Here is a 24,110-nt window from a genome sequence, read left to right as displayed (position 1 = left end):
CTGGAGGCATTCGTGCACGGGAACACCCGCACCACCAGTACCGACAGAATCGAGATACACAGACGACGTCTGTCCCTGCGCAAAGCGGCCGCCCTGCTCAGCGGCGTGCTGCTGGCAGGCGCGTCCCTCACCCTCACCGCACCTCAGGCCGGCGCAGCCGTCGCCGACCCGGGAGCCGCGCCAGCGGCCGCGGAGGATTTCCAGCAGGTCACCCTCGCCGAGGGGGAGCCGGAGGTCGGCGAGCCCATGTCGCTCGCCGTCCTCCCGGACCGCTCGGTCCTGCACACCTCCCGCGACGGCGAACTCCGTATCACCGACGCCGCGGGCAACACGAGGCCCGCGGGCAAGCTCGACGTCTACACCCATGACGAGGAGGGCCTCCAGGGCATCGGGGTCGACCCGAACTTCGCAGCGAACCGTTTCATCTACCTCTACTACGCGCCTCCGCTGAACACCCCGGCCGGAGACGCCCCGTTCACCGGCACCGCGGCGGACTTCGCGCCCTTCGACGGCGTCAACCGCCTGTCCCGCTTCGTCCTGAAGACCGACGGCACACTGGACAACGCCAGCGAGACGAAGATCCTCGACGTCCCCGCCTCCCGCGGCATCTGCTGCCACGTCGGCGGCGACATCGACTTCGACGCGGCGGGCAACCTGTATCTGTCGACGGGCGACGACACCAACCCCTTCCAGTCGGACGGCTTCACCCCGATCGACGAGCGGTCCGACCGCAACCCGGCCTTCGACGCGCAGCGTTCCGCCGGCAACACCAACGACCTGCGCGGCAAGATCCTGCGCATCAAGGTGAACGCCGACGGCTCGTACTCCGTCCCCGACGGCAACCTCTTCGCACCCGGCACGGACAAAACCCGGCCCGAGATCTACGCGATGGGCTTCCGCAACCCGTTCCGCTTCAGCGTCGACAAGGCCACCGGCATCCTCTACGTCGGCGACTACGGCCCCGACGCCGGCGCCGCCGACCCGGCGCGCGGACCTGCGGGCCAGGTCGAGTTCGCGCGGGTCACCGGCCCCGGCAACTTCGGCTGGCCGTACTGCACCGGCGCCAACGACGCCTATGTGGACTACGACTTCGCGACAGGCACGTCCGGCGCGTCCTTCGACTGCGCCGCCCCGAAGAACACCTCGCCGCACAACACCGGCCTGACCGACCTGCCCCCGGCCCAGCCCGCCTGGATCCCGTACAACGGAGCGTCCGTACCGGAGTTCGGCGACGGCTCCGAGTCCCCGATGGGCGGCCCGGTCTACCGTTACGACGCCTCGCTCGACTCGCCGGTGAAGTTCCCGCAGGCGTACGACGGCAACTTCTTCGCCGGGGAGTTCGGCCGCCGCTGGATCAAGCGGATCGTCAGCGACGGCAGCGGCACCGTGCAGTCCATCAACAACGTCCCTTGGACAGGCACCCAGGTGATGGACATGGCCTTCGGCCCGGACGGCGCGCTGTACGTCCTCGACTACGGCACCGCCTGGTTCGGCGGCGACGAGAACTCCGGCCTCTACCGGATCGAGAACGCGACCGACGGTCACTCACCGGTGGCTCAGGCCGCGGCGAACCGCACCTCCGGGCAGGCCCCGCTGAGGGTTCAGTTCTCCTCCGAGGGCAGCACCGACCAGGACGGCGACGCCCTCACATACAGCTGGGACTTCGGTGACGGCGGCAAGTCGACGGCGGCGAACCCGACGTACAAGTACAAGAAGAACGGCACCTACACGGCGACGCTCACCGCGAAGGACCCGAGCGGCCGCACCGGCAGTGCGAGCGTGCAGATCGTCGTCGGCAACACGGCGCCCAAGGTGGTGCTGGAGACACCGAAGGACGGGCAACTGTTCAGCTTCGGTGACGCCATCCCGTTCAAGGTGCGGGTCACCGACCCCGAGGACGGCACGAACATCGACTGCTCCAGGGTCAAGGTCACGTTCGTCCTCGGCCACGACAGCCACGGCCACCCCGTGACCTCCGCGAACGGCTGCACCGGCACCCTCCAGACCGGCGCCGACGGCGGACACGACGAGGACGCCAACATCTTCGGAGTCCTCGACGCCGAGTACACCGACGGCGGGGGCGGTGGCCAGGCCGCGCTCACCTCGCACAACCAGAATGTCCTCCAGCCCCGTCACCGCCAGGCCGAGCACTTCGGCAACGGCTCCGGCGTCACGGTGACCACGCGCGCTTCGGCACACGGCGGGAAGACCGTCGGAGACATCGACAACGGCGACTGGATCTCCTTCACGCCGTACGTCCTGAGCAACGCCAAGAAGATCACCGCGCGCATCGCCTCCGGCGGCGCGGGCGGCACGCTCGAGATCCGGGCCGGTTCCGCGGCGGGGACGCTGCTCGGCAAGGCGACCGTGCCGGCCACCGGCGGCTGGGAGAACTACCAGGACGTCAGCGCGGACCTGTCCCGGGCGCCCAGGGGCACCACCACGCTCTACCTGGTCTTCAAGGGGAGCACGAACGCCCTGTACGAGCTCGACGACTTCACCTTCACCACCGGCTGAGAAGGGAGGCATCCATGCGATCTGCCAGCCGAGTGACGACCGTGGCCGTGGGGGCCGCCCTGCTCCTGGGGTGCGTGGCGGGACCGGCTCTCCCGCACTCCTCCTCCGGCGCAAAGATACTGGTCTTCTCCAAGACGGCCGGCTTCCGGCACGACTCCGTCCTGGACGGCGTGGCGGCGGTGAAACAGCTCGGTGAGACGGGCGGTTTCACGGTCGACGCGACGGAGGACGCGGGCGCGTTCACCCCGTCGAACCTGCGGCGCTACGACGCGGTCGTGTTCCTCTCGACGACAGGAGACGTGCTGGACGCCACGCAGCAGCGCGCCTTCGAGAACTACATCCGCGGCGGTGGCGGGTATGTCGGCGTCCACGCGGCCGCCGACACCGAGTACGACTGGGCGTTCTACGGCGGCATGGTCGGCGCCTACTTCCAGTCGCATCCGGCGATCCAGCCCGCCACGGTGAATGTCGAGGACCGTGCGCACCCGGCGACCGCGGGACTCTCCCGCACCTGGGAGCGCACCGACGAGTGGTACAACTACCGCTCCAACCCCCGGGAACGGGTCCATGTCCTCGCCTCCCTCGACGAGTCGTCGTACACCGGCGGCACCATGAACGGCGATCACCCGATCGCCTGGTGCCAGAACTACCAGGGTGGCCGCGCCTTCTACACGGGCGGCGGCCACACCAAGGAGTCCTACGCCGACCCCGCCTTCCGCGAGCACCTGCTGGGCGGGATCCGCTGGGCGACCGGTGATGCCCAGGCGGACTGCCGCCCCGAGAACGGCTACCGGTCGTTGTTCGACGGCACCACCGGCTCGCTGGACGGCTGGAGTCAGGCGGGCCCGGGCTCCTTCACGCTCTCCGACGACGGCACACTGACGTCGGCCGGCGGCATGGGGATGCTCTGGTATGCCGCGTCGGGCTTCGGGTCGTACTCGCTGAAGCTCGACTGGAGGATGGCCGGGGCCTCCGGCGACGACAACTCCGGTGTGTTCGTGGGCTTCCCGCCCTCGGACGACCCGTGGTCGGCGGTGAACAACGGCTACGAGATCCAGATCGACGCCACGGACGTCCCCGAGAAGACCACCGGCTCCGTCTACGGCTTCCAGTCCGCCGATCTGGAGAAGCGCGACCGCGCGCTGAATCCGCCGGGGGAGTGGAACACGTACGAGATCCGTGTGGAGGGCGAACGCCTCCGCGTCTGGCTCAACGGCGTGAAGATCAACGATTTCACCAACACCGATCCGGCCCGGAGCCTGCGCGACGGACACATCGGCATCCAGAACCACGGAGCCGGCGACCAGGTGTCCTTCCGCCACGTCCGGATCAAGGAACTGCCCGTGAAGGGCGACTGAGCGGCGGCGGGCGGGGGACGCCGGACTCCCGCCCGCCGTCTTTTCCCACCGGGGTTCGCGTACGACGCGTTCGACCCGTTCGACGCATTCGAGGCGTTCGACAAGGAGGCTGTTCATGCCCGCGTCCGTTTCCTCACCTCGCGTCGGTGTATGGCTGATCGGCGCGCGCGGCTCCGTCGCCACCACCGTCGTCGCGGGGTGCGCCGCCGTGACCGCGGGCCTGCATCCGCCGACCGGCCTCGTCAGCGAGTCCCCGCTGTTCGCCGGGTGCGGCCTGCCCGCGCCCGCATCCCTCGTCTTCGGCGGCCACGACACGGTCGACTGCCCCCTGCCCAAGCGTGCGGAGGCCCTGGCGGCGGGCGGCGTCCTGCCACCGGGTCTGCCGTCGGCGGTGCGGGCCGAACTGGCGGCAGCCGACCGGGAGATCAGGCCGGGTGGCCCGCTCCCCGGGGACACGCGGGACGACGAGGAACTGATCACCGCCTTCGCCTCCGACATACGGGACTTCGTACGACGCTGTGATCTGGCGCGGGCGGTCGTGGTGAACGTCGCGTCCACGGAACCCCTGCCCGAGGGATCCGCGCTTCCTCCGAGCTCGCTGTACGCGGCGGCGGCCCTGCGCGCGGGCTGCCCGTACGTCAACTTCACCCCCTCGACCGGCCTGCATCACCCCGCCCTGGCTCCCATGGCGGAGTCGAGCGGACTGCCGTACGCGGGCCGCGACGGAAAGACGGGACAGACACTGCTCCGGTCCGTCCTCGGCCCGATGTTCACCCAACGAGCACTGGCGGTCCGCGCCTGGTCCGGCACGAACCTGCTGGGCGGCGGCGACGGCGCCTCCCTGGCCGACCCGGCCGCCGCCGCGGCGAAGAACGCCGGCAAGGAACGGGTGCTTGCCGACACCCTCGCGACAACTCCCGAGGGCGAGGTCCACATCGACGACGTCCCCGCCCTCGGCGACTGGAAGACCGCCTGGGACCACATAGCCTTCGACGGCTTCCTCGGCACCCGCATGATCCTCCAGACCATCTGGCAGGGCTGTGACTCCGCCCTGGCCGCCCCGCTCGTCCTCGACCTGGCCCGCATGGTCTCCCGTGCCCACGAAACCGGCCTGTCCGGCCCCCTCGCCGACCTGGGCTTCTACTTCAAGGACCCGGTGGGGGACGGCCCCTCGGCGCTGGGGGAGCAGTACGCGGCGCTGGCCGGCTTCGCGGAGCGGCTGCGGGGAGCTGCGGAGGTGGAGCGGTGACGCGCGTGGGCCGCACGAGCCGCAGCCTCGCCTGGGCCGAACTCCTGCGTCTCCCGGCCCTGTTCACGGTCCCGGGCGACGCACTGGCAGGCGCGGCCGCAGCCTCCGCCCGGCCCACCCCCCGCACTCTTCTGGCCATCGGATCCTCCCTCTGTCTCTACGAGGCCGGCATGGCCCTGAACGACTGGGCGGACCGCGAGGAGGACGCGGTCGAACGCCCGCACCGTCCCCTCCCGTCCGGCCGCATCCGACCGACGGCCGCCCTGGCCGCGGCATGCGCCTTCACGGGCGCCGGCCTGACCCTGGCCGCCCGTGCGGGACGGCCCGCGCTCGCCGTGGCGACGCCCCTCGCGGCCACCGTCTGGGCGTACGACCTCGCCCTGAAACACACGCCCACAGGCCCCGTCGCCATGGCCACGGCCCGCGCCCTGGACCTCCTCCTCGGAGCCGCGGCCACCACGAGCCACGTCCGCCCGGCCCTCCCCTCCGCCGCCCTCCTGGCCACCCACACCCTGACGGTCACGACCGTCTCCCGCCAGGAGACCCGGGGCGGCTCACCGGTACCGGCCCTGGCGGCGCTGGCCTCGACGGCCGCGCTGACCCGGCTCCTCACGGGTGCCGGCCCACACGCCCCCTCCCGCGCCCGGCTCACCACAGCCCTCGCCGCCGCCTACGCCACCACCGTGACCCGCCCCTACTTCCACGCGGCCCTCAATCCATCACCTCCGCTCACCCAACGAGCCGTCGGCGGCGGCATCCGCGCCACCATCCCTCTCCAGGCCGCACTCGCCGCCCGTTCCGGCGCCGCCGGCACCGCGCTGCTCACGGCGGCCCTCGCCCCGATCGCCCGGAAGTTCGGCAGGAAGGTGAGCGTCACATGACGAGCCCCCTCCGCTTCGGCTACGGCACCAACGGCCTCACCGATCTCCGCCTCGACGACGCCCTCACCCTTCTCGCCGACCTCGGCTATGACGGCGTCGGTCTGACCCTCGACCACATGCACCTCGACCCGCTCGCCCCGGACCTCCACGCCCGCACCCGCCGGGTCGCGCACCGGCTGGACGCGCTCGGGCTCGGCGTCACCGTGGAGACGGGCGCCCGCTATGTACTCGACCCGCGCCACAAACACGGTCCTTCCCTTCTGGACCCCGACCCGGACGCCCGCGCGCGACGCGTCGATCTCCTGATCCGCGCCGTCCGGGTCGCCGCCGACCTCGGTGCCCACGCCGTCCACTGCTTCAGCGGGACGACACCGGCGGGCACGGACGAGGACACGGCCTGGAAACGCCTGGCCGAGGCCCTCGCCCCCGTCCTGGACGCCGCCGTGACCGCCGGCGTGCCCCTCGCCGTCGAACCCGAGCCAGGTCATCTCCTCGCCACCCTCGCCGGCTTCCACCGGCTCCGCCGAAGCCTCGGCGATCCGGAACCCCTCGGCCTCACCCTCGACATCGGCCACTGCCAGTGCCTGGAACCCCTTCCTCCCGCCGACTGCGTACGCGCCGCCGCCCCCTGGCTGCGTCACGTCCAGATCGAGGACATGCGCCGCGGCGTCCATGAACACCTCCCTCTCGGAGACGGGGAGATCGACTTCCCGCCCGTCCTCGCGGCCCTCGCCGCCACCGGCTACCAGGGCCTCACCGTCGTCGAACTGCCCCGCCACTCCCACGCCGGCCCTCACTTCGCCGAACTGTCCCTCCCGTTCCTCCACCAGGCACTGGCAACACCACCACGGAGCACGCCATGAACCACCCGCACACCATCGACATGGGCACCGGCACCCCCGCATCGGACACCCGGGGCACCACCCTCGCCCTCAGCCCGCCGGCCGAGCTGCGCGCCCACCTCGACGACCGGCTCACCGCAGCCGCCCGCGCCTGGCTCGACCAGGCCCTGGACGAGGCCGCCGCGAACCCGGGGACGCACGGGCCCATCTCCGTGTGGGAGCTGCGCCTCGCGGAGGCAGGCCGCCGCTGCCGTGGTGAGCACGCCGACGCGGCCCGCATCCTCATCCTCCACGCGGCGGCCCGCGCCGACCCGGCCGCCCTCACCCGCGTCTACGTCCAGGGCACCGCCGCCGAACGCCGCGCCGTCCTGCACGCGCTGCCCCACCTCCTTTCCGGCCCCGAAGCCCTTCCGCTCGTCGAGGACGCCCTGCGCACCAACGACACCCGCCTCCTCGCCGCCGCCGTCGGCCCTTACGCGGCCCGCCACCTCGACGCCCACCAGTGGCGCCACGCCGTCCTGAAGTGCCTCTTCACCGGTGTGCCCGTCAGCGAGGTGGCCGGCCTGGAGCGCCGCGCCCACGCCGACGCCGAACTCGCCCGCATGCTCGGCGACTACGCCGCCGAACGCACCGCCGCCGACCGTCCCGTACCGGCGGACCTGTACCGCGTCCTGGCCCTGACCGAGTCCACACCCCCACAACGCGACACCGACCGCCCCCACGGCGAGGAGGCCTGATGCGCATCTTCGACCCCCACATCCACATGACGTCCCGGACCACCGACGACTACGAGGCCATGCACGCCGCCGGTGTCCGCGCCGTGGTCGAGCCCTCCTTCTGGCTCGGCCAGCCGCGCACCTCTCCCGCCTCCTTCCTCGACTACTTCGACTCCCTGCTGGGCTGGGAGCCCTTCCGCGCCGCCCAGTACGGCATCGCCCACCACTGCACGCTGGCCCTCAACCCCAAGGAGGCGGGCGACCCGCGCTGCGTCCCCGTCCTCGAGGAACTGCCCCGCTATCTCGTCAAGGACCAGGTCGTCGCCGTCGGTGAGATCGGCTACGACTCGATGACTCCCGCCGAGGACGCCGCACTCGCCGCCCAGCTCCAGCTCGCCGCCGACCACGAGCTGCCCGCGCTCGTCCACACCCCGCACCGCGACAAGCTCCTCGGCCTGCGCCGCACCCTCGACGTCGTCCGCGAGTCCGCCCTGCCCGCGGACCGCGTCCTGGTCGACCACCTCAACGAGACCACCGTCAAGGAGGCCAAGGACAGCGGCTGCTGGCTGGGCTTCTCCGTCTATCCCGACACCAAGATGGACGAGCGGCGGATGGTCGCCGTCCTCCGGCAGTACGGCCTTGAGCAGGTCCTGGTGAACTCCGCCGCCGACTGGGGCAGAAGCGATCCCCTCAAGACCCGCAAGGTCGGCGACCTGATGCTGGACGAGGGCTTCACCGAGGACGACGTCGACCAGGTGCTGTGGCGCAACCCCGTCGCCTTCTACGGCCTCAGCGGCCGCCTGAACCTCGACGTCACCCCGCCCGACACCACCCACGAGGGCAACTCCGTCCTGCGCGGCGGGGAGTGAGCGATGCGCTTCCGCCACCCCGACGGCTCCACCGTCCACCTCGCCTACTGCACCAACGTCCACCCCGCGGAAACCCTCGACGGTGTCCTGGCCCAGCTTCGCGACCACTGCGAGCCCGTCCGCCGGCGCCTGGGCCGCGACCGCCTCGGCATCGGCCTGTGGCTCGCCCGGGACGCCGCCCACGCCCTCGTCACCGACCCGTCCGCACTGCGCGCCCTGCGCATCGAACTCGACCGGCGCGGCCTCGAGGTCGTCACCCTGAACGGCTTCCCGTACGAGGGCTTCGGCGCCGAGGAGGTCAAGTACCGCGTGTACAAGCCGGACTGGGCCGACCCCGAACGTCTCGAGCACACCACGGCCCTGGCCCGCGTCCTCGCCGGGCTCCTCCCGGACGACGTCATCGAGGGCAGCATCTCCACCCTGCCCCTCGCCTGGCGCACGGCGTACGACGACGAGCGGGCCGAGACCGCCCGCAGCGCCCTTCGCACCCTCGCCGAACGCCTCGACGCGCTCGAGGAGCTCACCGGCCGTTCCATCCGGCTCGGGCTGGAGCCGGAACCCGGCTGCGTCGTCGAAACCACCGGCGACGCCATCGCCCCGCTCACCGCGGTCGCCCACTCCCGCATCGGGATCTGCGTCGACACCTGTCACCTCGCCACCTCCTTCGAAGACCCGCACACCGCCCTGGACGCGCTCACCCGAGCCCGCGTCCCCGTCGTCAAGACCCAGCTCTCAGCCGCCCTGCATGCCGAACACCCCCATCTCCCTGAGGTCCGCGAGGCCTTGGCCGCCTTCGACGAACCCCGCTTCCTGCACCAGACCCGCACGGCCACCGCCGCCGGCCTGCGCGGCACCGACGACCTGGGCGAGGCGCTGAAGGGCGATGCCCTGCCCGAGGCCTCCCCCTGGCGCGCGCACTTCCACGTCCCGCTGCACGCGGGCCCCGCCGCGCCCCTCACCTCCACACTCCCGGTCCTGAAGACCGCGCTGGCCGGGCTGGTGGGCGGCCCGCAACCGCTCACCAGCCATCTGGAGGTCGAGACCTACACCTGGCAGGCCCTCCCGCCGGAGCTGCGCCCCCGCGGCCGATCCCAGCTCGCCGACGGCATCGCCGCCGAACTCACCCTCGCCCGGGACCTGTTGACCGATCTCGGTTTGAAGGAACTCCCATGAGCCCCCATCGGACCACGCCAGGCCCCACCCCGCTCCTCGTGCTCGACGTCGTCGGCCTCACCCCCCGTCTCCTCGACCACATGCCCCACCTCAAGGCTCTCGCCCGGTCCGGCTCCCGGGCGCCGCTGGGCACCGTCCTGCCCGCCGTCACCTGCGCCGCCCAGTCCACCTTCCTGACCGGCGCCCTCCCGTCGGAGCACGGCATCGTCGGCAACGGCTGGTACTTCCGCGAGCTCGGCGAGGTACTGCTGTGGCGACAGCACAACGGACTCGTCGCGGGAGACAAGCTGTGGGACGCCGCCCGCCGGGCCCACCCCGGCTACACGGTCGCCAATATCTGCTGGTGGTACGCCATGGGCGCCGACACCGACATCACTGTCACCCCCCGTCCGATCTACTACGCCGACGGCCGCAAGGAACCCGACTGCTACACCCGGCCGGCGGCACTGCACGACGAACTCACCGAGAAATTCGGCACCTTCCCGCTGTTCCACTTCTGGGGTCCGGGCGCGGACCTGGTCTCCAGCAGCTGGATCATCGACGCGACCCAGCACATCATCCGCACCCGGCACCCCGACCTGACGCTCTGCTACCTCCCTCATCTCGACTACGACCTGCAGCGCTTCGGCCCGGACGATCCGCGCTCTCTGAAGGCAGCCACCGACCTGGACACGGCCATGGCCCCGCTTCTGGACGAGGCCCGCGCCGAGGGCCGTACCGTTGTCGCGCTGTCCGAATACGGCATCACCCGGGTGAGCAGGCCCGTCGACATCAACCGCGCACTGCGCCGGGCCGGCCTTCTGGAGGTGCACACCCAGGACGGCATGGAGTATCTCGACCCGACGGCGTCACGCGCTTTCGCCGTCGCCGATCACCAGATCGCCCACGTCTATGTGCGCCGCCCCGAGGACCTCGACGCCACCCGCGCCGCCCTCGCCGACCTGCCCGGCATCGAGCAACTCCTCGACGACGAGGGCAAGAAGGCCAACCACCTCGACCATCCGCGCGCCGGCGAGCTCGTCGCCGTGGCGGAGCCGGACGCCTGGTTCACGTACTACTACTGGCTCGACGACGCCCACGCGCCCGACTTCGCGCGACTCGTCGAGATCCACCGCAAACCCGGCTACGACCCGGTCGAACTGTTCATGGATCCGCTCGACCCCTACGTCAAGGTCAAGGCGGCCACCGCACTGGCCCGCAAGAAACTCGGTCTGCGCTACCGCATGGCGGTCGTGCCCCTGGATCCCGCACCTATTCGCGGCAGCCACGGCCGCCTTCCCACGAGCGACGACGACGGTCCGCTCCTCATCTGCTCCACCCCCCGATCCGTCGGTGACCGCGTCGCGGCCACCGATGTGAAGTCACTCCTGCTCCGACTCGCCGGTCTCACCTGACCGACCGGCCACGACCGGCGTGCCTCGGCCCACCGGTCCCACCGACCCGTCTCTTCCGACTGGTCACAAGTGAAGCACTCACCACTGACAACGCCCTCCGACCCCGAGGAGTTCCAGGCATGAGCCGCATCTCCCAGACCGATCCCGAACTCACCCACCGCCTCAGCAGAAGAGGCATGCTGGGCGTGGCCGCGGGCGCCACGGCCGCCGCGCTGCTGGGCGCCGCAGCGGCACCGGCGACGGCCGCCACCACGGCGGAAACGGCCGCCGGCCGCGGCCGCCCCGTCCTGCCCCCCGGCCGGCTCGGCATCCAGCTGTACAGCCTGCGCGACAAGGTCTCCACGCTCGGCTTCGCCCCCGTCTTCGCCGAACTGGAGAAGTACGGCTACGACGAGGTCGAGTTCGCCGGCTACACGCAGGGCTCCGCGGGCCCGATCACCCTCGCCCAGCTCAAGCGGCTGGCCAGGGACCACGGCCTGACTCCCATCGGCAGCCACGTCGGCTACTACTCCAGCGACCCCAACGCCTACACCTTCGCCCAGAACCTCACCAAGGTCCTCGACGACGCCCAGGCCCTCGGCCTGAAGCACATCGGCACCGCCGCAGGACCGTTCCGCTACGGCTCCACCGTCGACGCGTGGAAGCGCGCGGCCGAGGACTTCAACGCCTACGGCGCGGCGGCGAAGGCATGCGGCATGAAGTTCTACCAGCACAACCACTCCGACGAGTTCTCCTTCGCCTCCGACAACCCCAAGGTGCGCCTCTACGACGTGCTGCTCACCGAGACCGACCCCGACCTCGTCTTCCTCGAGATGGACATCTTCTGGGCGTACGTGGGCCAGTTCCGCTTCTCGACGCGGCCCGACGGCACGCCCGCGCCCTTCGAGCCCCTGAACTACGTACTGAAGCGGCCTCACCGCTACCCGCTCTTCCACGTGAAGGACGGAGTGAGTGACCCGTCGAACCAGTTCGGCTACCGCATGGTCGACGTCGGTGACGGCGACATCGACTACCAGCGGTTCATCTCGGCCGTCACCCGCCTGCGCGGGGAGCGGTTCGCCCACCACTGGCAGGCCGAGCACGACCAGCCCACCGAGTCCTTCACCTTCGCCCGGCGCTCCAGCGAGTACCTGCACTCGCTGCGGGAGAAGTGCTGAGAACCCCTGAAGGAGCATGAGGAGGCCCTCCCCGGGTGCGGGGAGGGCCTCCTCATGTCACGCCGGGCGGCCGTCAGCCCGCCACCTGCGGCAGCGTCGAAAGTTCTGGCCAGCGCCCCCTGTCCAATGCCTTTCGTGCGCGCTCGGGTCCCGGGGCCGGCCGACGCGCACCGTCGACCGACCCCGTGTTCAGCTACCTCATGACCCGCCCCCCAACAGTCGAGCCATCACAGGACCCCGCCGCCCGCGCCCACCGGGCCGTGTTTCGCCCGGGGGGCGACCCCCGGATTTCCGGCCGATCCTGTGCGGGCCCCGGCCGTCACAGGACCCCGCCGCCCGCGCCCACCGGGCTGCGTCTCGCCCGGGGGCGGGCAACCCCCGCACCCCTGGCCGAATCCGTGTGGGGCCCGGCCGTCACAGGACCTCCGCCGCCCGCGCCCACCGGTACTTCGCGCCGAGTGCCGCCACCGGCTTCTCGGTCGTGTACGGGTATGCCACGACACCGCGCTCGTAGAGGTACTGGCAGGCCTCCTCGACCTCGACGTCGCCCGCCAGCGACGCCACCACGGGCTTCTCGACGCCGCGCTCCCGGAACTCGGCCACCACGCGCGCGGTGAGCTCGGCGAAGACCATCGGGGGAGTGTGGGCGCGCGCCGCAGCCCGCGACCACGTCGAGCGTCGACCTCCGCGACATCGGCTTCTCGACCTGCGTCGGCATCGGCGGCGACCCCGTGGTCGGAACGACCCACACCGACTGCCTCACCGCCTTCCAGGACGACCCCGACACCGAACTGATCGTCCTCATCGGAGAGATCGGCGGCGACGCGGAGGAGCGCGCCGCCGCACACATCCGCGAGCACGTACCAAGCCGGTCGTCGGCTACATCGCCGGCTTCACCGCACCCGAGGGCAAGGCGATGGGGCACGCGGGAGCGATCGTCTCCGGTTCGACCGGCACGGCGGCGGCGAAGAAGGAGGCGCTGGAGGCTGTCGGCGTCAAGGTCGGCAGCACGCCGACCGAGACGGCCCGGCTGGTTCTGGCCCTGCTGGAGAGCGGCGCGTGATGTCACTCTTGGTTTATGTGAGGTAACTTTCAGGAGTTGCCGCATCTCGCCGGCGTCCTTCGTAGCCACGCAAGACCCGCCCGCCCGTCACCCAGCACCACCCTTCCAGGGAAGGCCCTACGGGCCCTTTTCCTCTCGACTGTGCACCGAGAGCGGAGCAATCCGATGGCAATCACCCTCACCCTCAAATCAGGCGCGTCCTGGGCCGACGCCTGGCGGCGCTGCCTCGCCGTCGCTCCGGAGGCCTTCCGGGACGACCGAGTCCTCAACCTCTGGAACTCGGCCTGGCAGGCCGACGGCCGGGCCCTGCCCGCCACCAGCCCGGTCGACGGCAGCCGCATCGCGGGCCCGCCGCGTCTGGACCGGGCCACCGCGCGCCGGGCCGTCCGTGCCTCGCTGGACCAGCACCGCGCCTGGCGGCACACACCACTGGACGAGAGGCGCGCCCGCGTCGCGGCCACCCTCGACGCCCTCACCCAGCACCGCGAACTCCTCGCCCTGCTGCTCGTCTGGGAGATCGGCAAGCCCTGGCGGCTGGCCCAGGCGGACGTCGACCGCGCCATCGACGGGGTGCGCTGGTACGTGGACGGCATCGAGCCGATGCTCGCGGGACGCGGCCCGCTGGACGGCCCGGTGTCGAACATCGCGAGCTGGAACTATCCGATGAGCGTGCTCGTTCACGCATTGCTGGTACAGGCCCTGGCAGGCAATGCGGTCATCGCCAAGACCCCGACCGACGGCGGTGTCGCCTGTCTGACTCTGGCCTGCGCGCTCGCCGCCCGTGAGGGACTTCCCGTCACCCTCGTCAGCGGCAGCGGGGGAGAGCTGTCGGAGGCGCTGGTGCGGGCGCCCGAGATCGGCTGCGTCTCCTTCGTCGGCGGCCGCGACACCGGCGCCGCGGTGGCCACGGCCGTGGCCGACCTCGGCAAGCGCCACGTACTCGAACAGGAAGGGCTCAACACCTGGGGCATCTGGAACTACTCGGACTGGGACGCGCTCACGGCGGTCGTACCCAAGCTCTTCGACTACGGCAAACAGCGCTGCACGGCGTACCCGCGCTTCGTCGTCCAGCGTGAGTTGTTCGACGAGTTCCTGGCGGCGTACCTCCCGGCGGTGCGCACGCTCAAGGTGGGGCATCCGCTGGCGGTGGAGAAGCGCGACGACCCATTCCCGCAGCTGGACTTCGGTCCGTTGATCAACGCGGCCAAGGCCAAGGAGCTCACCGACCAGGTGGCGGTCGCCGTCAACCGCGGGGCCGTACCGCTGTACCGCGGCGGGCTGAGCGATGCCCCCTTCCTGCCCGGCCAGGACACCTCGGCGTACGTCCAGCCGGTCACGCTCCTCAATCCGCCGCCGTCCTCCCCACTGCACCACGCGGAGCCGTTCGGCCCGGTCGACACCATCGTCCTGGTCGACACGGAGGCGGAGCTGCTGGCCGCGATGAACGCGTCCAACGGCGCGCTGGTCGCCACCCTGTCCACCGACGACCGCGCCACCTACGACCGACTGGCCCCGCAGATCCGTGCCTTCAAGGTCGGCCACGGCAAACCGCGCTCCCGCGGCGACCGCGACGAGCTGTTCGGCGGGTTCGGCGCGTCCTGGCGCGGCGCGTTCGTCGGCGGCGAGCTACTGGTGCGCGCGGTCACCCAGGGCCCGGCGGGGGAGCGGCTGCCGGGGAACTTCCCGGACTACCACCTCATGCCCTGACCCGAGATCGGAGGTCCACCATCGTGATCGATCGATCACTCGGGGAGATCGCCCGCAGTGGTCCTCCCGTCCCTCCACAGGCACCGTCCCGCGCACGGAAACGCAGGTGAAACGCACTCCGAAACCTTGGTATGGTTGTCCATGTCGCCGCGGGGAACACCCCCGCCGAGGCGGCAGACACCTGGTCCGGGTGGCGGAATGGCAGACGCGCTAGCTTGAGGTGCTAGTGCCCTTTATCGGGCGTGGGGGTTCAAGTCCCCCCTCGGACACGGACCATATCCCCAACTTGTGCGGGTCGAGGGTTGCCTCGGCCCGCACGAGCTGTTTACCAGGGTCAAACGTGAGTTTGAGGCCGGGATTCCCGTACACCTCGGCCTTGTCCTGCGGGTCGGCTTCTGTGAGGACCTCGTGGATGGGTCCAGTTTCCTGATCATGGATCGGATCTCGTCCTTCGTCATCCCTTGGTTCTTGGTGACCTGACGTTTCTGGGCTTCCCTCACCGACCCGGCCTTCGTCACCGGCCGCTTCTCAGTTTCAGTGGTCCAGTCACGCCGCCACGCCCCTGAGGAGGAGAGCGGCCGTGTCTGAAGCCGAGGTCAGCTGATCGACGGGGCACCCCGCGGGGCCGTCACAGAGGCGCCCCCGCTTCGGTACGCCCCGACGACTTGGCCGCCCTCGTCGTCGGTGAGGCGGAACGGCGCTCGGCGATCTCGGCTGACGCCGTGGACGAGGTGATCCTCGGCGCGATTGACGATCCGGTCGCTGATGCGCCCAGGTGGCGACCGAGTGGATGGTCCGGGTGGTACTTCTATCCGTTTCAGGCTGCAGTGGACGGCATCTGCGCGCGGACGACGAACCCGGTGGCAGTGGCCTCGGCCAGGTACATGCTCTGCCTCAGTCGGCCGTCGGCTCCCACCGAAACCCTGCCGCGCGGCCCCGTCGGCGTGAGACGGCGCAGAGCGCGAGAGACTTCGGTGCCTTGTGGTGATCCGGCCTGCCTCGCCGCCTGGGCGAACAGGTGCAGGCCCTCGTAGGCCGATTCGGTCACGGCCGACGGTGTCGGCGCGCAGGCTCCGAACGCGGCTCGGTAGCGCTGCAGGAAGTCGGTGTTCTCTGCCGTGTCAGTACCGCGCCGCACCTGCGCCGGGCCCGCATTTTCGATGAAGGTGGACGCGGCCTGCTACCGGTCGCCCAGATCGCCGAACGCTGGGGCAGCCGCCAGACTCCTCGTGGCAAGACCATCTGGGCCGAACAACAGTTGACCGCACCGGACATGCAGTGACCCGTCCTGGCGTGCGTGTGCTGCCCGTACCAGCGGGAGTGCAGCAGCGCCCGGGCGAAGGCGGCGCTGGCCCCGAAGCAGAGGGCGACCCGGAATCCGTATCCGCGCCCGCCCCCGAAGGCGGCGCGGAGCAGATCCCGGGCAATCCCCAGCCACCGCGGGCTCCTCCCCGCGCCGCTCCCGCCCGTCAAGACACGTCGGCGGTGTCACGGGTTGCCCGGGATGCCGCACACCGCCGGGTGTGAGGTGTGCACCGGTCCGTTCCCCAGGTCATCGCTCGGCATCCCGGCCGGGCCCAAGGCTCACGGTGCTCGACAGCGGGAGAACAACAACTGCCGTCAGTGCCAAGGCGCCCGCGGACACGCACAGCAGCCGTTCGAAGAAGACAATCGGAATGCGCCCGCCGGGAAGCATCACGGAGGCGACAGCACCCGGCGTCATGGTCATCACGACCGACGTCCAGAACAGTGCGGGCCGCGTTGCGACCAGTGGAGGCGGGCCATGCCAACTCCTCAGCAGTCCGCGACGTCCGATGTGTATGGTCGCCCAGATCCAGCCGATGATTCCGATCAGCGTGGAGGCCGTGTGCAGGGTGACCCACCACGGTATGCCGGGCACCATGGGTCTGCCGAGCACGGCAAAGCCCAATGAGGTCCCAGCCAGCCCGTCGTGGGTGACGTCATCCCAGAGGCGGTGGTGACCGCTCCCGTCCACGTCGAGATCACCGTGACGTACCAGCGATGGCGCACCTGCCCCAGGACTCCGTACTCACGCCACCAGCCCGGCAAGTGGGCGGCAACGACAGGGGCCGACCGCCGGATGAGCAAAGTGGCGACAACGCTCAAGGGGATGCCCCACAGGGCGAGTCCGGCCCAGGTGTGTCCCTACGTCAGCAAGGGCGCGCCCACCGCGTAGGGAAGATCGGGCACGGTCGAACCGACCACCAGTGCGACGCCGTCGAACCAGTGAGGTCGCCGTATCTTCAATGGCATCACGGCGGCAGCATGAGAGGGAAAGGTCAGTGGCATCGGAGTCATCGTCAATACTTGTGGATTGCCGTTCTTGCACGCGGTGCCGCACTCCGCCGGAGCTCGGACATCGGTGCTTTCTTTCGTTTGCGCCAGGTGATGCGGTGACCGCGCTCAGAGGGTCGGGAAGACAGCCGCGAAGAAGAACCACAGCAGTACGGCCCAGAAGACCGCCGCCGCCAGCGACACGAGAAGGGAGCTGCGCCATCTCAGTACCAGGAACGGGAAGAGCGCCGGGAGCGCCCAGAAACCGGCCACGTCGATCGACATGCGGGCGGCCTGGCTGAGGGTTCCCGCGTGCCCCGCGGAGATACGCCGCAACAGTCGCTGGGAGACGAAGCCGTACAGGCCGAAGACGATCGGGAAGGACCACAGCGGAGTGATCGTGACCAGTTCGGACTCGTCGAGCTCGTTGAACATGACCAGATAGACGCAGGCGGCCCCCAGCACACCGGCGATGAGGGCGGTCACGTAGAGGGCGGTCAAGGCGGCCGGCTCCACCGACGTGGTCGGCTCGGGAACAGGGCTGGGTGTGAGCGCGGGCGAGGCGTACGGAACATCGGCAGCCGGAGCCGGGACTACCCGGTGGCAGTGGGGGCAACGGACGTTCTGCCCGGCACGGTCGGCTGGGGCTGAGATCAAGTGCCCGCATGAGGCATGGAATTCCACTTGCTGACGGTTCACGCGTTGCCTTCCCTGTACCGCTCTGGTGCTGCTCGCCGGCCGGCGACACGGCGGTCGGCTGAACCGGCTCCGACTCGCAAGCGAAGGCGCCCGAGAGCGTCCGGCCTGCGCCGATGTGCGGCTCGTGAACGAGTTTCTTCGCCGTGTGACTCCCTGGCATCGGTGAAAACACGTAATCACTCACAGTGTTCGTGAAGCATCTGCCAGGTTCCGGCTCGGGGTTGAGCCGCGCCAGGTGGGGGTGGGGGTCTGCGTCTTTCGGCTCGCGCTGCGGTCCTGGCCGAACAGAAGGAGCGGCCCGTCGACATCGAAGGACCAGCAGCGGGCCTTTCACCTGATCGGTCATGCTGCACTGGCCTCCTCACGCTGTATGAGGACGCCGCGTTCGAAGCGGGCTCCGTTTCGGACGAGGGCGACGAGGTGGGGTGCGTTCACGGCCCGCCATCGCCAAGTCGGCGGTGCGGAAGTCGGCGCCGCGGGTGACCTTGGTCCGCAGCCGGACGGTGGAGAAGGTCAACTCGCTCGGGTTCGTGGTGCGCAGGGTCGCGCCGGGCTGCGCGGACTTCGGCATGGAGTCGAGCACATTTGCGGTTTATGAACCCAGCACCTCTGCTCGCGGGTTCCGGGGAACACCTCCGTGAGGGCCTTCCAGAAGCCCAGGGCGCCGTCGCCGACCGCCAGGACGGGAGTGCGCATGGGGCCCGGCGGGCGCAGTCGCACAGCAGGTCGTGCGGCGGCCAGTGTGGCGCGCCGGAAGAATCCGCGCCAGGTGAGGCGAGGCATGGTGCGACTCCGATGAGTGGTGGGGAAGCGGGTTCGATGCCGGCTGGTGCCGAAGCACATTGCTGTGGCTCACTCCTGGTGACGTACACGCAGGGCGCGGCAGGCCGGCCCGGAGAGTTGGGTGCCGTCGGTCAGGCTGAAGGCGGAGTGGTGCAGCGGGCACACCAGACGGGTGCCCGCACGGTCCACGTGGCCGTGGCGCAGCAGGCCTCCCCGGTGCGGGCAGGTGGCGTCGACGAGCACGGTGCCCGTCGGGGTGTTCGCCACGGCCACGGTGTTCTCGGCGATCTGACGTAGCCTCATGTGGATGCCTCCGTCCGTGCCTCCACCGCGCTCGCCGTGCGGGCGGCGCGGACGGCCGTCGGTGGACGTCGTCGGCATCGGGCCGGGAGCCGGGCGCATGGACTGGATCATGTCCTTCCACCCCCATGGACCGACCGAACATTCGGTTTGAGTGCGGCGAGGCCAAGTAATTCAGGATGACCATTTGTCTGTCAAGAAGTTGACGACCTGACCCGAGAAATCACCGAGCGCCCGACTTCCAGGGCGACCCCCTATTTCCCCTCGGCCAAGTGCGACCTACGTATCCGTATACGTGGTTTTACGGAAGACCCGAAAGCAGCGCCTGGGAGGTTTTGGCATGCGGACCGTGCAATATGGCTGCTCGTTCCCGGCTAGGATCAGGACGCGGTTTCTACGCGGCCAGGTCAGCGCGATGTCCGTAATCATGTCCTCCAGCCCGTAGCGGGCGGCAGCCCTCTCGGCGGCCGACGGCACGGTGGAGGCGAGGCGTGCCTCTGCGGCCCGCCGGGCTTCGTCGAGACCGTGCGTACGGCGCTGCCGGCCGCCGGCATCCCCGTGAACGCCGCATGCGACGAACGCCTTCTCCCACCCCGCCCGGTGGAGCCTCGACGAGCGGCCACCGCCCGAACCCGGCCCGTTCACCGTGCGCTACACCGCGAGCAACACCCTGACCGCGTGGACGGCCGACAGCGGCACGCTCCTCGACACGGCGGAGTCGGCGGGCCTCACGCTCAACTGAATCCCGGCGAGGCGCTGTTGTGCTGCGCGGTTCAGGTCGGGGACGTGGAGGTCCACGGATGAGCCGCAACCGAAGTCCGACGTCCGGCGTGTGATCGGTCTGGGCAGTGTTTTCGCCCGTGCTGTACGCAAAGTGAGGGGCAGGAATGACCGAGGACGCGATACCGCCCAAGAGATCCGGTTGGGGTTGGTTCCGATTGGTCTTGGGCAGGCTGATACGCCTCACCATGGCCGTCCTGATCGTGCTGCTGGCATACAGCACCTACGTCGAGGCGGCCGTCGCCCACGCACGGTCGAGCGGGACCCTGGACACGACGGACGCCGTCGTCACCGAGGTGACCGTCCACTCGACGTCGGGATACGTGGGAGGAGGGGGTCAGACGGGCAGCCGCGGCATCTGGGTCAACTCCCGCGAGTACAGGATCGAACTGCGCGTCGGCAACGAGGTGAAGACGGCGAACCGTGTACAGAACCTGTCCTTCACCGACTTCCACGAGGGGCAACGGGTCGAGGCACGCCTGTGGCACGGGAGGCTCGTGGAGATCGACGGGCACAACGTGTGGCCGGGCTGGCTGCGCGGGAGTTGGGGCGTCAAGCTGTTCGTGTACCCGCTGATGGTGGGGTACGCGATCGGCTTCGCCCTGGGGGCCGCCGCCTTCCTGATACGGGTGCGCGGAGGGGGCTGGGTGGACCGACATACGCTGGAAAGGTTCTGGATGACCGGAGCCTTCTTCGCGATGATGACGGGGGTCGTACTCATAGTGTTCACCCTGTTCGGGCATTCCCTCTCGTTCTGGCCCGCCGTACCCGCCGGGGCCGGAGTCCTGTCCGCGCTGGCGGGGCTGCGCAGGAAGATCCGGCGGGACCGGACGGCCGCCCCGGCGGACACCACGGTCGCGGCCGGATGAGCAACGGCTACGAGGTCGTAGTTTGCCTCGGCGGGCGGGGCGAAGGACACAAGGATCCCGTGACGGACGAGGCCGAGAGCTCGACAGATGCCCGCAGATGAAGATGGTGTTTCCCGTCCGATGGGAGCCAGCGGCGACATCACAGCCGGCGTCGCTGGGAGAGTTCTCCTGCCGCTGCCTCGCCCCGGGAGCGGGCAACGGGTCCTCGCCGTTGTCATGCGCGTCAGACTCGCTGCGGGCTCTTCTGCGCAACACCGCCCATTCGCCCCCACTCCGCCGGCCACGCAGGCAGCTTGACTCAGTCACTGGGACTCCTTCCCGCCCGTGCGTGGCGCGACGGAGTGGATGCCGGGAGTGATGTTTGTGAGATTTCCGGGGTCGAGCTGCCGGCCCGGGATGGTGCTGCCCTGGCCGGGACCTCTGTCCGCGCGGAGGCGGCAGGAGTCCCAGGTGATCAATCGTCGTCGGCTCCATCGGATTCTGCGGCCGCGGCCGCGCTCTCGGCGCGGTCCAGGATGCGGGTCAGATCCGTGAGGTCGGTGGCAGCTGGATCCGGTGCGACCGTGGCGGTGACGGCGATCCCGGACGGCTGTCGGCCGCCGCCGCCCGGGTCGCGGTCCGTACCGCAGGCGGCGGTGACGGCGGCACAGAGCACCACCCCGGCGGCCAGGGCCGCACCGCGGGCCGGGAGCGTCACGGGGTGGCCCCGTTGGCCGTGGTGTTCGCCTCGCACCAGTCGGAGACCTTCGCGAGGTCCTTGCTCCGCTGCTCGAGCGTGGGAACAAGTGACTTGCGGTATGCGAGCCGGCCGTTGAGGTAGGTCTCAACCGCGCCGTGTCCCGCCGCCTTGGCGTTGTCGACCCGCTGCTGGAGCCGCGCGATGGAACCACGCACGCTCACCGGGCCGTTCAGGCGGGTCAAAGACTTGTCGATGCGCTTTTCGATCCGCACGGCACGCTTGCACAGCGCCTGCGCCCCGTCCCCCGTGGGGCCCGCACTCGGGCTGGACGTCGGGCTGCCGCCATCGGCGGCAGCCACCCCTGAACCCCCGAGTAGCAAGGCGAGACAGGCAACTGCCGCCACGGTGGTCTTCCTTCGCAGCATGAGGTTCTCCTTCTGCTGTCTGTTGCGGCACTCCGCCGCTCAGGCAGAAGCTAGGAGCCGGCTTTGTGGAAACTCTGTGGTTCCCGCGCGCCTGCGTTGAGCCAGTCCCGGCGCAGCAGGGGCAGGGTCAGGGTTGCTGTGTCCCGTGTGTCGGTGAGGGGAAGGCGTACTTCGAATCGTGCGCCGGGCCCGTCGGGTCGGTCCTGGACGGTGATCCGCCCGCCGTGCAGGGCCGTCTGCTGAGCGACCAGCGTCAGCCCCAGACCGGAGCCGGGGCTGTCGGGGCGCCTGCAGAAGCGCTCAAAGACGGAGGCCCGCGCCGCGGGCGGAATCCCCGGCCCGCGGTCGTCAACGGTGAGGACGGCGGTCGGGCCATTCGTCTCATGGACGCGGCGCACCAAGATGCTGACCTGGGCCGGGCGAGCATCCGTACTGCCGTGGACGACGGCGTTGGTCAGGAGGTTGTCCACCACCGAACGCAGGCCTTGTTCCCAGCCCTGCACGCGCAGGCCCTCAGGGGCGTTCACCAGCACCTCCGCGCCCGGGTGACGCCGCCGCAGATCGGCCACGGCTGCGTCGACAACATCTGCCAGGTCGACGGGGCCGAAGGCGTCCGCCTCGACCAGGTCCCCCTCGGTGAGTGCGCGGAGCATCACCAGCAGAGCCAGCACCCGGCCGTGCTCCCGCCGTAGATCCTCCAGTACCTCGGCCCGTTCTGTCTCCGGCAGGCGGAGGTGGCCGATGAGGATGTCGAGGTTGGTTCCCATGCTCATCAGGGGATTGCGCAGTTCGTGCGAAGCGGCCGCGGCGAACGAACGGGCTGTGGCCAATGCCTCTGTCGTACGGCCGACCTGCTCGTCATAGCGGGCAAGCGCGGTCTGCAATGCGTGGGCGAGATCGTCGACCTCGGTGATCCGGCTCGGAGTGTGTTCCAAACGGGCCGCGCTGGCCCGGGGGTCGAGGCCGCCGGCACGCTGCTGGAGTCTGCGCAGGGGGCGGGCGGCGTGTGCGGTGGCAGCCCAGGCCAGCACGCCGGCCACCGGGGCACTGAGCAAGGCGGTGGCGACCATCCGCCGCCGCACGAAGCCGAGTTGGGTCCTGGCGGCGGTGTCGGGTGAGAACAGCCACAGCGTCCCCCGGACCCCGGGCGCCGAGCCGGTCACGGGCACCGAGAGAACACGCCAGCGGGCTCCCTCGGCCCGCACCGTCACCGGCACACGCGCTGTGGCGGGCAACGCGACCGAGGCGTCGGGCTGCGGGCCGCCCGACACGGTGCCTTCGGGACCGGTGAGCCGTATGCCGACATCCAGTGCGGAGGTGAACAGTTGCCGCTGCCGGGCCTCCTCGACCGTGGAACGGTCCTTGGCGGCGGCGCGCAGGAGTGCTTTGGCGTCCACAAGCGTGGCCTGTGCGCGTTCCCGCAGATAGTCGTCCTGCTGGGCGTGCAGGTCATGGGCGACCATCTGCAGCAACAGGGCGCCCGCCGCCAGCACCACCAGCGGTACGAGCATGCCCACGGCCAACGCGACCCGGGTGGACAGCCTCATCGCTCGCTCCCGTTCGGTGCCCGGTCATCGCGCAGCACGAATCCGACCCCGCGCACCGTGTGCAGGATCCGGGGCCGGCCGCCCGCTTCCAGCTTGCGCCTCAGATAACTGACGAAGGTGTCCACGACATCCGTACGCACGTCGAAGTCGTATCCCCACACCCGATCGAGCAACTGCTCACGCGTGAGCACCAGACCGGTGTTGCGTACCAGCGCTTCCAGCAGTCCGAACTCACGCCGGGTGAGCGTCAGTGGTGCTCCGTCCAGCCGGGCCTCGCACCGTCCGGGATCGATCACCAGGCCGCCGGCACACACCTCGTCGTTGACCACCGGGGGCCTGCGACGCAGCAACGCGCGCAACCGCAGCACCAACTCCTGCAGAGCGAACGGCTTGACCAAGTAGTCGTCGCCCCCCGCCTGCAGGCCGGCGACCCGGTCGGCCAGCTCGTCCAGGGCGGAGAGCATCAGCACGGGCACGTCGTTGCCCTCGTCCCGCAGCGTCCGGCATACCTCGATCCCGCTGGGGCCGGGCATCGAGACATCCAGCACCACCACGTCCGGCGCCTTGCCCCGGACGGCGGCGAGCGCGCTGTGGCCGTCGTCCGCGAGGAGCACCGAGAAACCGTCAAGCCTCAGTCCGCGTTCCAGAGAGCGTCGGACGGCCGCGTCGTCGTCGGCGACCAGCACCCGCTCGCCACCATGTATGTCGGTTCTCACGGCGGCGATGGTACGTGCGCCGAAGCGGCGCCCGGATCTGCTCCTGGGATCACAGAGTTTCCACAAGGACCGTGCCTACCGTGCCTCCGCG

General features: G+C 70.4%; 21 protein-coding genes, 1 tRNA gene and 3 pseudogenes. 14 read left to right on the top strand and 11 right to left on the bottom strand.

Translation table 11 applies throughout. The features are described from left to right. Positions 1–12: 12 nt before the first annotated feature. The 10 genes from ABZO29_RS10105 to ABZO29_RS10060 all read left to right on the top strand — a co-directional run bounded on the left by ABZO29_RS10105 (position 13) and on the right by ABZO29_RS10060 (position 12,156). On the top strand, positions 13–2,517 hold the full coding sequence (locus tag ABZO29_RS10105) for a PQQ-dependent sugar dehydrogenase (protein ID WP_367319802.1): 2,505 nt from the start codon (positions 13–15) through the stop codon (positions 2,515–2,517). 14 nt (positions 2,518–2,531) lie between these two features. Then, positions 2,532–3,875, top strand: a complete 1,344-nt coding sequence (locus ABZO29_RS10100; RefSeq protein WP_367319801.1) for a ThuA domain-containing protein — start codon at positions 2,532–2,534, stop codon at positions 3,873–3,875. A 115-nt stretch (positions 3,876–3,990) separates the two neighbouring features. Then, on the top strand, positions 3,991–5,124 hold the full coding sequence (locus ABZO29_RS10095; RefSeq protein WP_367319800.1) for an inositol-3-phosphate synthase: 1,134 nt from the start codon (positions 3,991–3,993) through the stop codon (positions 5,122–5,124). Further along, positions 5,121–6,005, top strand: a complete 885-nt coding sequence (locus tag ABZO29_RS10090) for an SCO3242 family prenyltransferase (RefSeq protein WP_367319799.1) — start codon at positions 5,121–5,123, stop codon at positions 6,003–6,005. The genes ABZO29_RS10095 and ABZO29_RS10090 overlap by 4 nt, the downstream gene beginning before the upstream one ends. Continuing rightward, positions 6,002–6,868: a sugar phosphate isomerase/epimerase family protein gene (locus ABZO29_RS10085; protein WP_367319798.1), complete on the top strand. Its 867-nt coding sequence runs from the start codon at positions 6,002–6,004 to the stop codon at positions 6,866–6,868. Before ABZO29_RS10090 ends, ABZO29_RS10085 begins: the two co-directional genes overlap by 4 nt. Further along, positions 6,865–7,584: an EboA domain-containing protein gene (locus ABZO29_RS10080; RefSeq protein WP_367319797.1), complete on the top strand. Its 720-nt coding sequence runs from the start codon at positions 6,865–6,867 to the stop codon at positions 7,582–7,584. Before ABZO29_RS10085 ends, ABZO29_RS10080 begins: the two co-directional genes overlap by 4 nt. Beyond that, positions 7,584–8,432, top strand: a complete 849-nt coding sequence (locus ABZO29_RS10075) for a TatD family hydrolase (RefSeq protein ID WP_367319796.1) — start codon at positions 7,584–7,586, stop codon at positions 8,430–8,432. Before ABZO29_RS10080 ends, ABZO29_RS10075 begins: the two co-directional genes overlap by 1 nt. A 3-nt stretch (positions 8,433–8,435) precedes the next feature. Continuing rightward, complete coding sequence (gene eboE / locus ABZO29_RS10070; RefSeq protein WP_367319795.1) at positions 8,436–9,605, top strand: metabolite traffic protein EboE; 1,170 nt, start codon at positions 8,436–8,438, stop codon at positions 9,603–9,605. After that, entirely contained in the window at positions 9,602–10,999 is a 1,398-nt protein-coding gene (locus tag ABZO29_RS10065; protein ID WP_367319794.1) for an alkaline phosphatase family protein, read from the top strand. The genes eboE and ABZO29_RS10065 overlap by 4 nt, the downstream gene beginning before the upstream one ends. A 119-nt stretch (positions 11,000–11,118) precedes the next feature. Continuing rightward, the gene (locus ABZO29_RS10060) at positions 11,119–12,156 is read left to right on the top strand and encodes a sugar phosphate isomerase/epimerase family protein (protein ID WP_367319793.1); all 1,038 of its coding nucleotides are present in this window, start codon (positions 11,119–11,121) and stop codon (positions 12,154–12,156) included. Between the two features lie 414 nt (positions 12,157–12,570). Here ABZO29_RS10060 and ABZO29_RS10055 read toward each other — a convergent pair. Next, positions 12,571–12,798 (bottom strand): annotated as a pseudogene (locus ABZO29_RS10055) (CoA-binding protein); the annotation flags it as partial. Positions 12,799–12,836: 38 nt separating this feature from the next. On the opposite strand from ABZO29_RS10055, the pseudogene ABZO29_RS10050 reads away from it, so the two are divergent. The 3 genes and pseudogenes from ABZO29_RS10050 to ABZO29_RS10040 all read left to right on the top strand — a co-directional run. Further along, positions 12,837–13,219, top strand: a pseudogene (locus tag ABZO29_RS10050) (succinate--CoA ligase subunit alpha); the annotation flags it as partial. A 165-nt stretch (positions 13,220–13,384) separates the two neighbouring features. Beyond that, positions 13,385–14,926 carry an aldehyde dehydrogenase family protein gene (locus ABZO29_RS10045; protein WP_367319792.1) on the top strand — a complete coding sequence of 514 codons (1,542 nt, stop codon included), beginning with the start codon at positions 13,385–13,387 and terminating at the stop codon, positions 14,924–14,926. 184 nt (positions 14,927–15,110) lie between these two features. Further along, positions 15,111–15,195 (top strand) — tRNA-Leu (locus tag ABZO29_RS10040). Positions 15,196–15,743: 548 nt separating this feature from the next. Here the strand turns inward: ABZO29_RS10040 and ABZO29_RS10035 are convergent. The 6 genes and pseudogenes from ABZO29_RS10035 to ABZO29_RS10010 form a co-directional block, all read right to left on the bottom strand. Beyond that, on the bottom strand, positions 15,744–16,064 hold the full coding sequence (locus ABZO29_RS10035; RefSeq protein ID WP_367319791.1) for an ABC transporter substrate-binding protein: 321 nt from the start codon (positions 16,062–16,064) through the stop codon (positions 15,744–15,746). Positions 16,065–16,478: 414 nt separating this feature from the next. Next, complete coding sequence (locus ABZO29_RS10030; RefSeq protein ID WP_367319790.1) at positions 16,479–16,922, bottom strand: DUF4184 family protein; 444 nt, start codon at positions 16,920–16,922, stop codon at positions 16,479–16,481. A gap of 170 nt (positions 16,923–17,092) precedes the next feature. Continuing rightward, a complete protein-coding gene (locus tag ABZO29_RS10025) occupies positions 17,093–17,236 on the bottom strand; it encodes a DUF4184 family protein (protein ID WP_367319789.1) in 144 nt (47 codons plus the stop codon). Between the two features lie 114 nt (positions 17,237–17,350). After that, positions 17,351–17,722 (bottom strand): hypothetical protein, encoded by a 372-nt coding sequence (locus ABZO29_RS10020; protein ID WP_256333262.1) that lies wholly within the window; start codon positions 17,720–17,722, stop codon positions 17,351–17,353. 540 nt (positions 17,723–18,262) lie between these two features. Continuing rightward, positions 18,263–18,613, bottom strand: a pseudogene (locus tag ABZO29_RS10015) (transposase); the annotation flags it as partial. 159 nt (positions 18,614–18,772) lie between these two features. Next, on the bottom strand, positions 18,773–19,117 hold the full coding sequence (locus tag ABZO29_RS10010; protein ID WP_367319788.1) for a Rieske (2Fe-2S) protein: 345 nt from the start codon (positions 19,115–19,117) through the stop codon (positions 18,773–18,775). An 830-nt stretch (positions 19,118–19,947) separates the two neighbouring features. Between ABZO29_RS10010 and ABZO29_RS10005 the strand changes: the two genes are divergently transcribed. Next, complete coding sequence (locus ABZO29_RS10005) at positions 19,948–20,652, top strand: hypothetical protein (RefSeq protein ID WP_367319787.1); 705 nt, start codon at positions 19,948–19,950, stop codon at positions 20,650–20,652. A gap of 454 nt (positions 20,653–21,106) precedes the next feature. On the opposite strand, the gene ABZO29_RS10000 is transcribed toward ABZO29_RS10005, so the two are convergent. The 4 genes from ABZO29_RS10000 to ABZO29_RS09985 are packed head-to-tail and all read right to left on the bottom strand — an operon-like array spanning position 21,107 to position 24,019. Next, positions 21,107–21,349 carry a hypothetical protein gene (locus ABZO29_RS10000; protein WP_367319786.1) on the bottom strand — a complete coding sequence of 81 codons (243 nt, stop codon included), beginning with the start codon at positions 21,347–21,349 and terminating at the stop codon, positions 21,107–21,109. Continuing rightward, entirely contained in the window at positions 21,346–21,756 is a 411-nt protein-coding gene (locus ABZO29_RS09995) for a hypothetical protein (protein ID WP_367319785.1), read from the bottom strand. Before ABZO29_RS09995 ends, ABZO29_RS10000 begins: the two co-directional genes overlap by 4 nt. A gap of 50 nt (positions 21,757–21,806) precedes the next feature. Then, a complete protein-coding gene (locus ABZO29_RS09990) occupies positions 21,807–23,303 on the bottom strand; it encodes a sensor histidine kinase (RefSeq protein ID WP_367319784.1) in 1,497 nt (498 codons plus the stop codon). Next, positions 23,300–24,019, bottom strand: a complete 720-nt coding sequence (locus ABZO29_RS09985) for a response regulator transcription factor (protein WP_367319783.1) — start codon at positions 24,017–24,019, stop codon at positions 23,300–23,302. Before ABZO29_RS09985 ends, ABZO29_RS09990 begins: the two co-directional genes overlap by 4 nt. Positions 24,020–24,110 lie beyond the last annotated feature (91 nt).

The sequence above is a fragment of the Streptomyces sp. HUAS ZL42 genome, assembly GCF_040782645.1.
In the GTDB taxonomy this organism is placed as follows: domain Bacteria; phylum Actinomycetota; class Actinomycetes; order Streptomycetales; family Streptomycetaceae; genus Streptomyces.
The sequence above is the reverse complement of the archived record's forward strand: the minus strand, read 5'-3'. Positions and strand labels throughout refer to the sequence as shown.

Coding starts and splice junctions, on each gene's coding strand:
- ABZO29_RS10075 (WP_367319796.1), top strand. CDS start 7,584: ATGCGCATCTTCGACCCCCACATCCACATGACGTCCCGGACCACCGAC.
- ABZO29_RS09995 (WP_367319785.1), bottom strand. CDS start 21,756: ATGCTGCGAAGGAAGACCACCGTGGCGGCAGTTGCCTGTCTCGCCTTG.
- ABZO29_RS10025 (WP_367319789.1), bottom strand. CDS start 17,236: ATGCCACTGACCTTTCCCTCTCATGCTGCCGCCGTGATGCCATTGAAG.
- ABZO29_RS10100 (WP_367319801.1), top strand. CDS start 2,532: ATGCGATCTGCCAGCCGAGTGACGACCGTGGCCGTGGGGGCCGCCCTG.
- ABZO29_RS10085 (WP_367319798.1), top strand. CDS start 6,002: ATGACGAGCCCCCTCCGCTTCGGCTACGGCACCAACGGCCTCACCGAT.
- ABZO29_RS10080 (WP_367319797.1), top strand. CDS start 6,865: ATGAACCACCCGCACACCATCGACATGGGCACCGGCACCCCCGCATCG.
- ABZO29_RS10095 (WP_367319800.1), top strand. CDS start 3,991: ATGCCCGCGTCCGTTTCCTCACCTCGCGTCGGTGTATGGCTGATCGGC.
- ABZO29_RS09990 (WP_367319784.1), bottom strand. CDS start 23,303: ATGAGGCTGTCCACCCGGGTCGCGTTGGCCGTGGGCATGCTCGTACCG.
- ABZO29_RS10045 (WP_367319792.1), top strand. CDS start 13,385: ATGGCAATCACCCTCACCCTCAAATCAGGCGCGTCCTGGGCCGACGCC.
- ABZO29_RS10010 (WP_367319788.1), bottom strand. CDS start 19,117: ATGATCCAGTCCATGCGCCCGGCTCCCGGCCCGATGCCGACGACGTCC.
- ABZO29_RS10060 (WP_367319793.1), top strand. CDS start 11,119: ATGAGCCGCATCTCCCAGACCGATCCCGAACTCACCCACCGCCTCAGC.
- ABZO29_RS10065 (WP_367319794.1), top strand. CDS start 9,602: ATGAGCCCCCATCGGACCACGCCAGGCCCCACCCCGCTCCTCGTGCTC.
- eboE (WP_367319795.1), top strand. CDS start 8,436: ATGCGCTTCCGCCACCCCGACGGCTCCACCGTCCACCTCGCCTACTGC.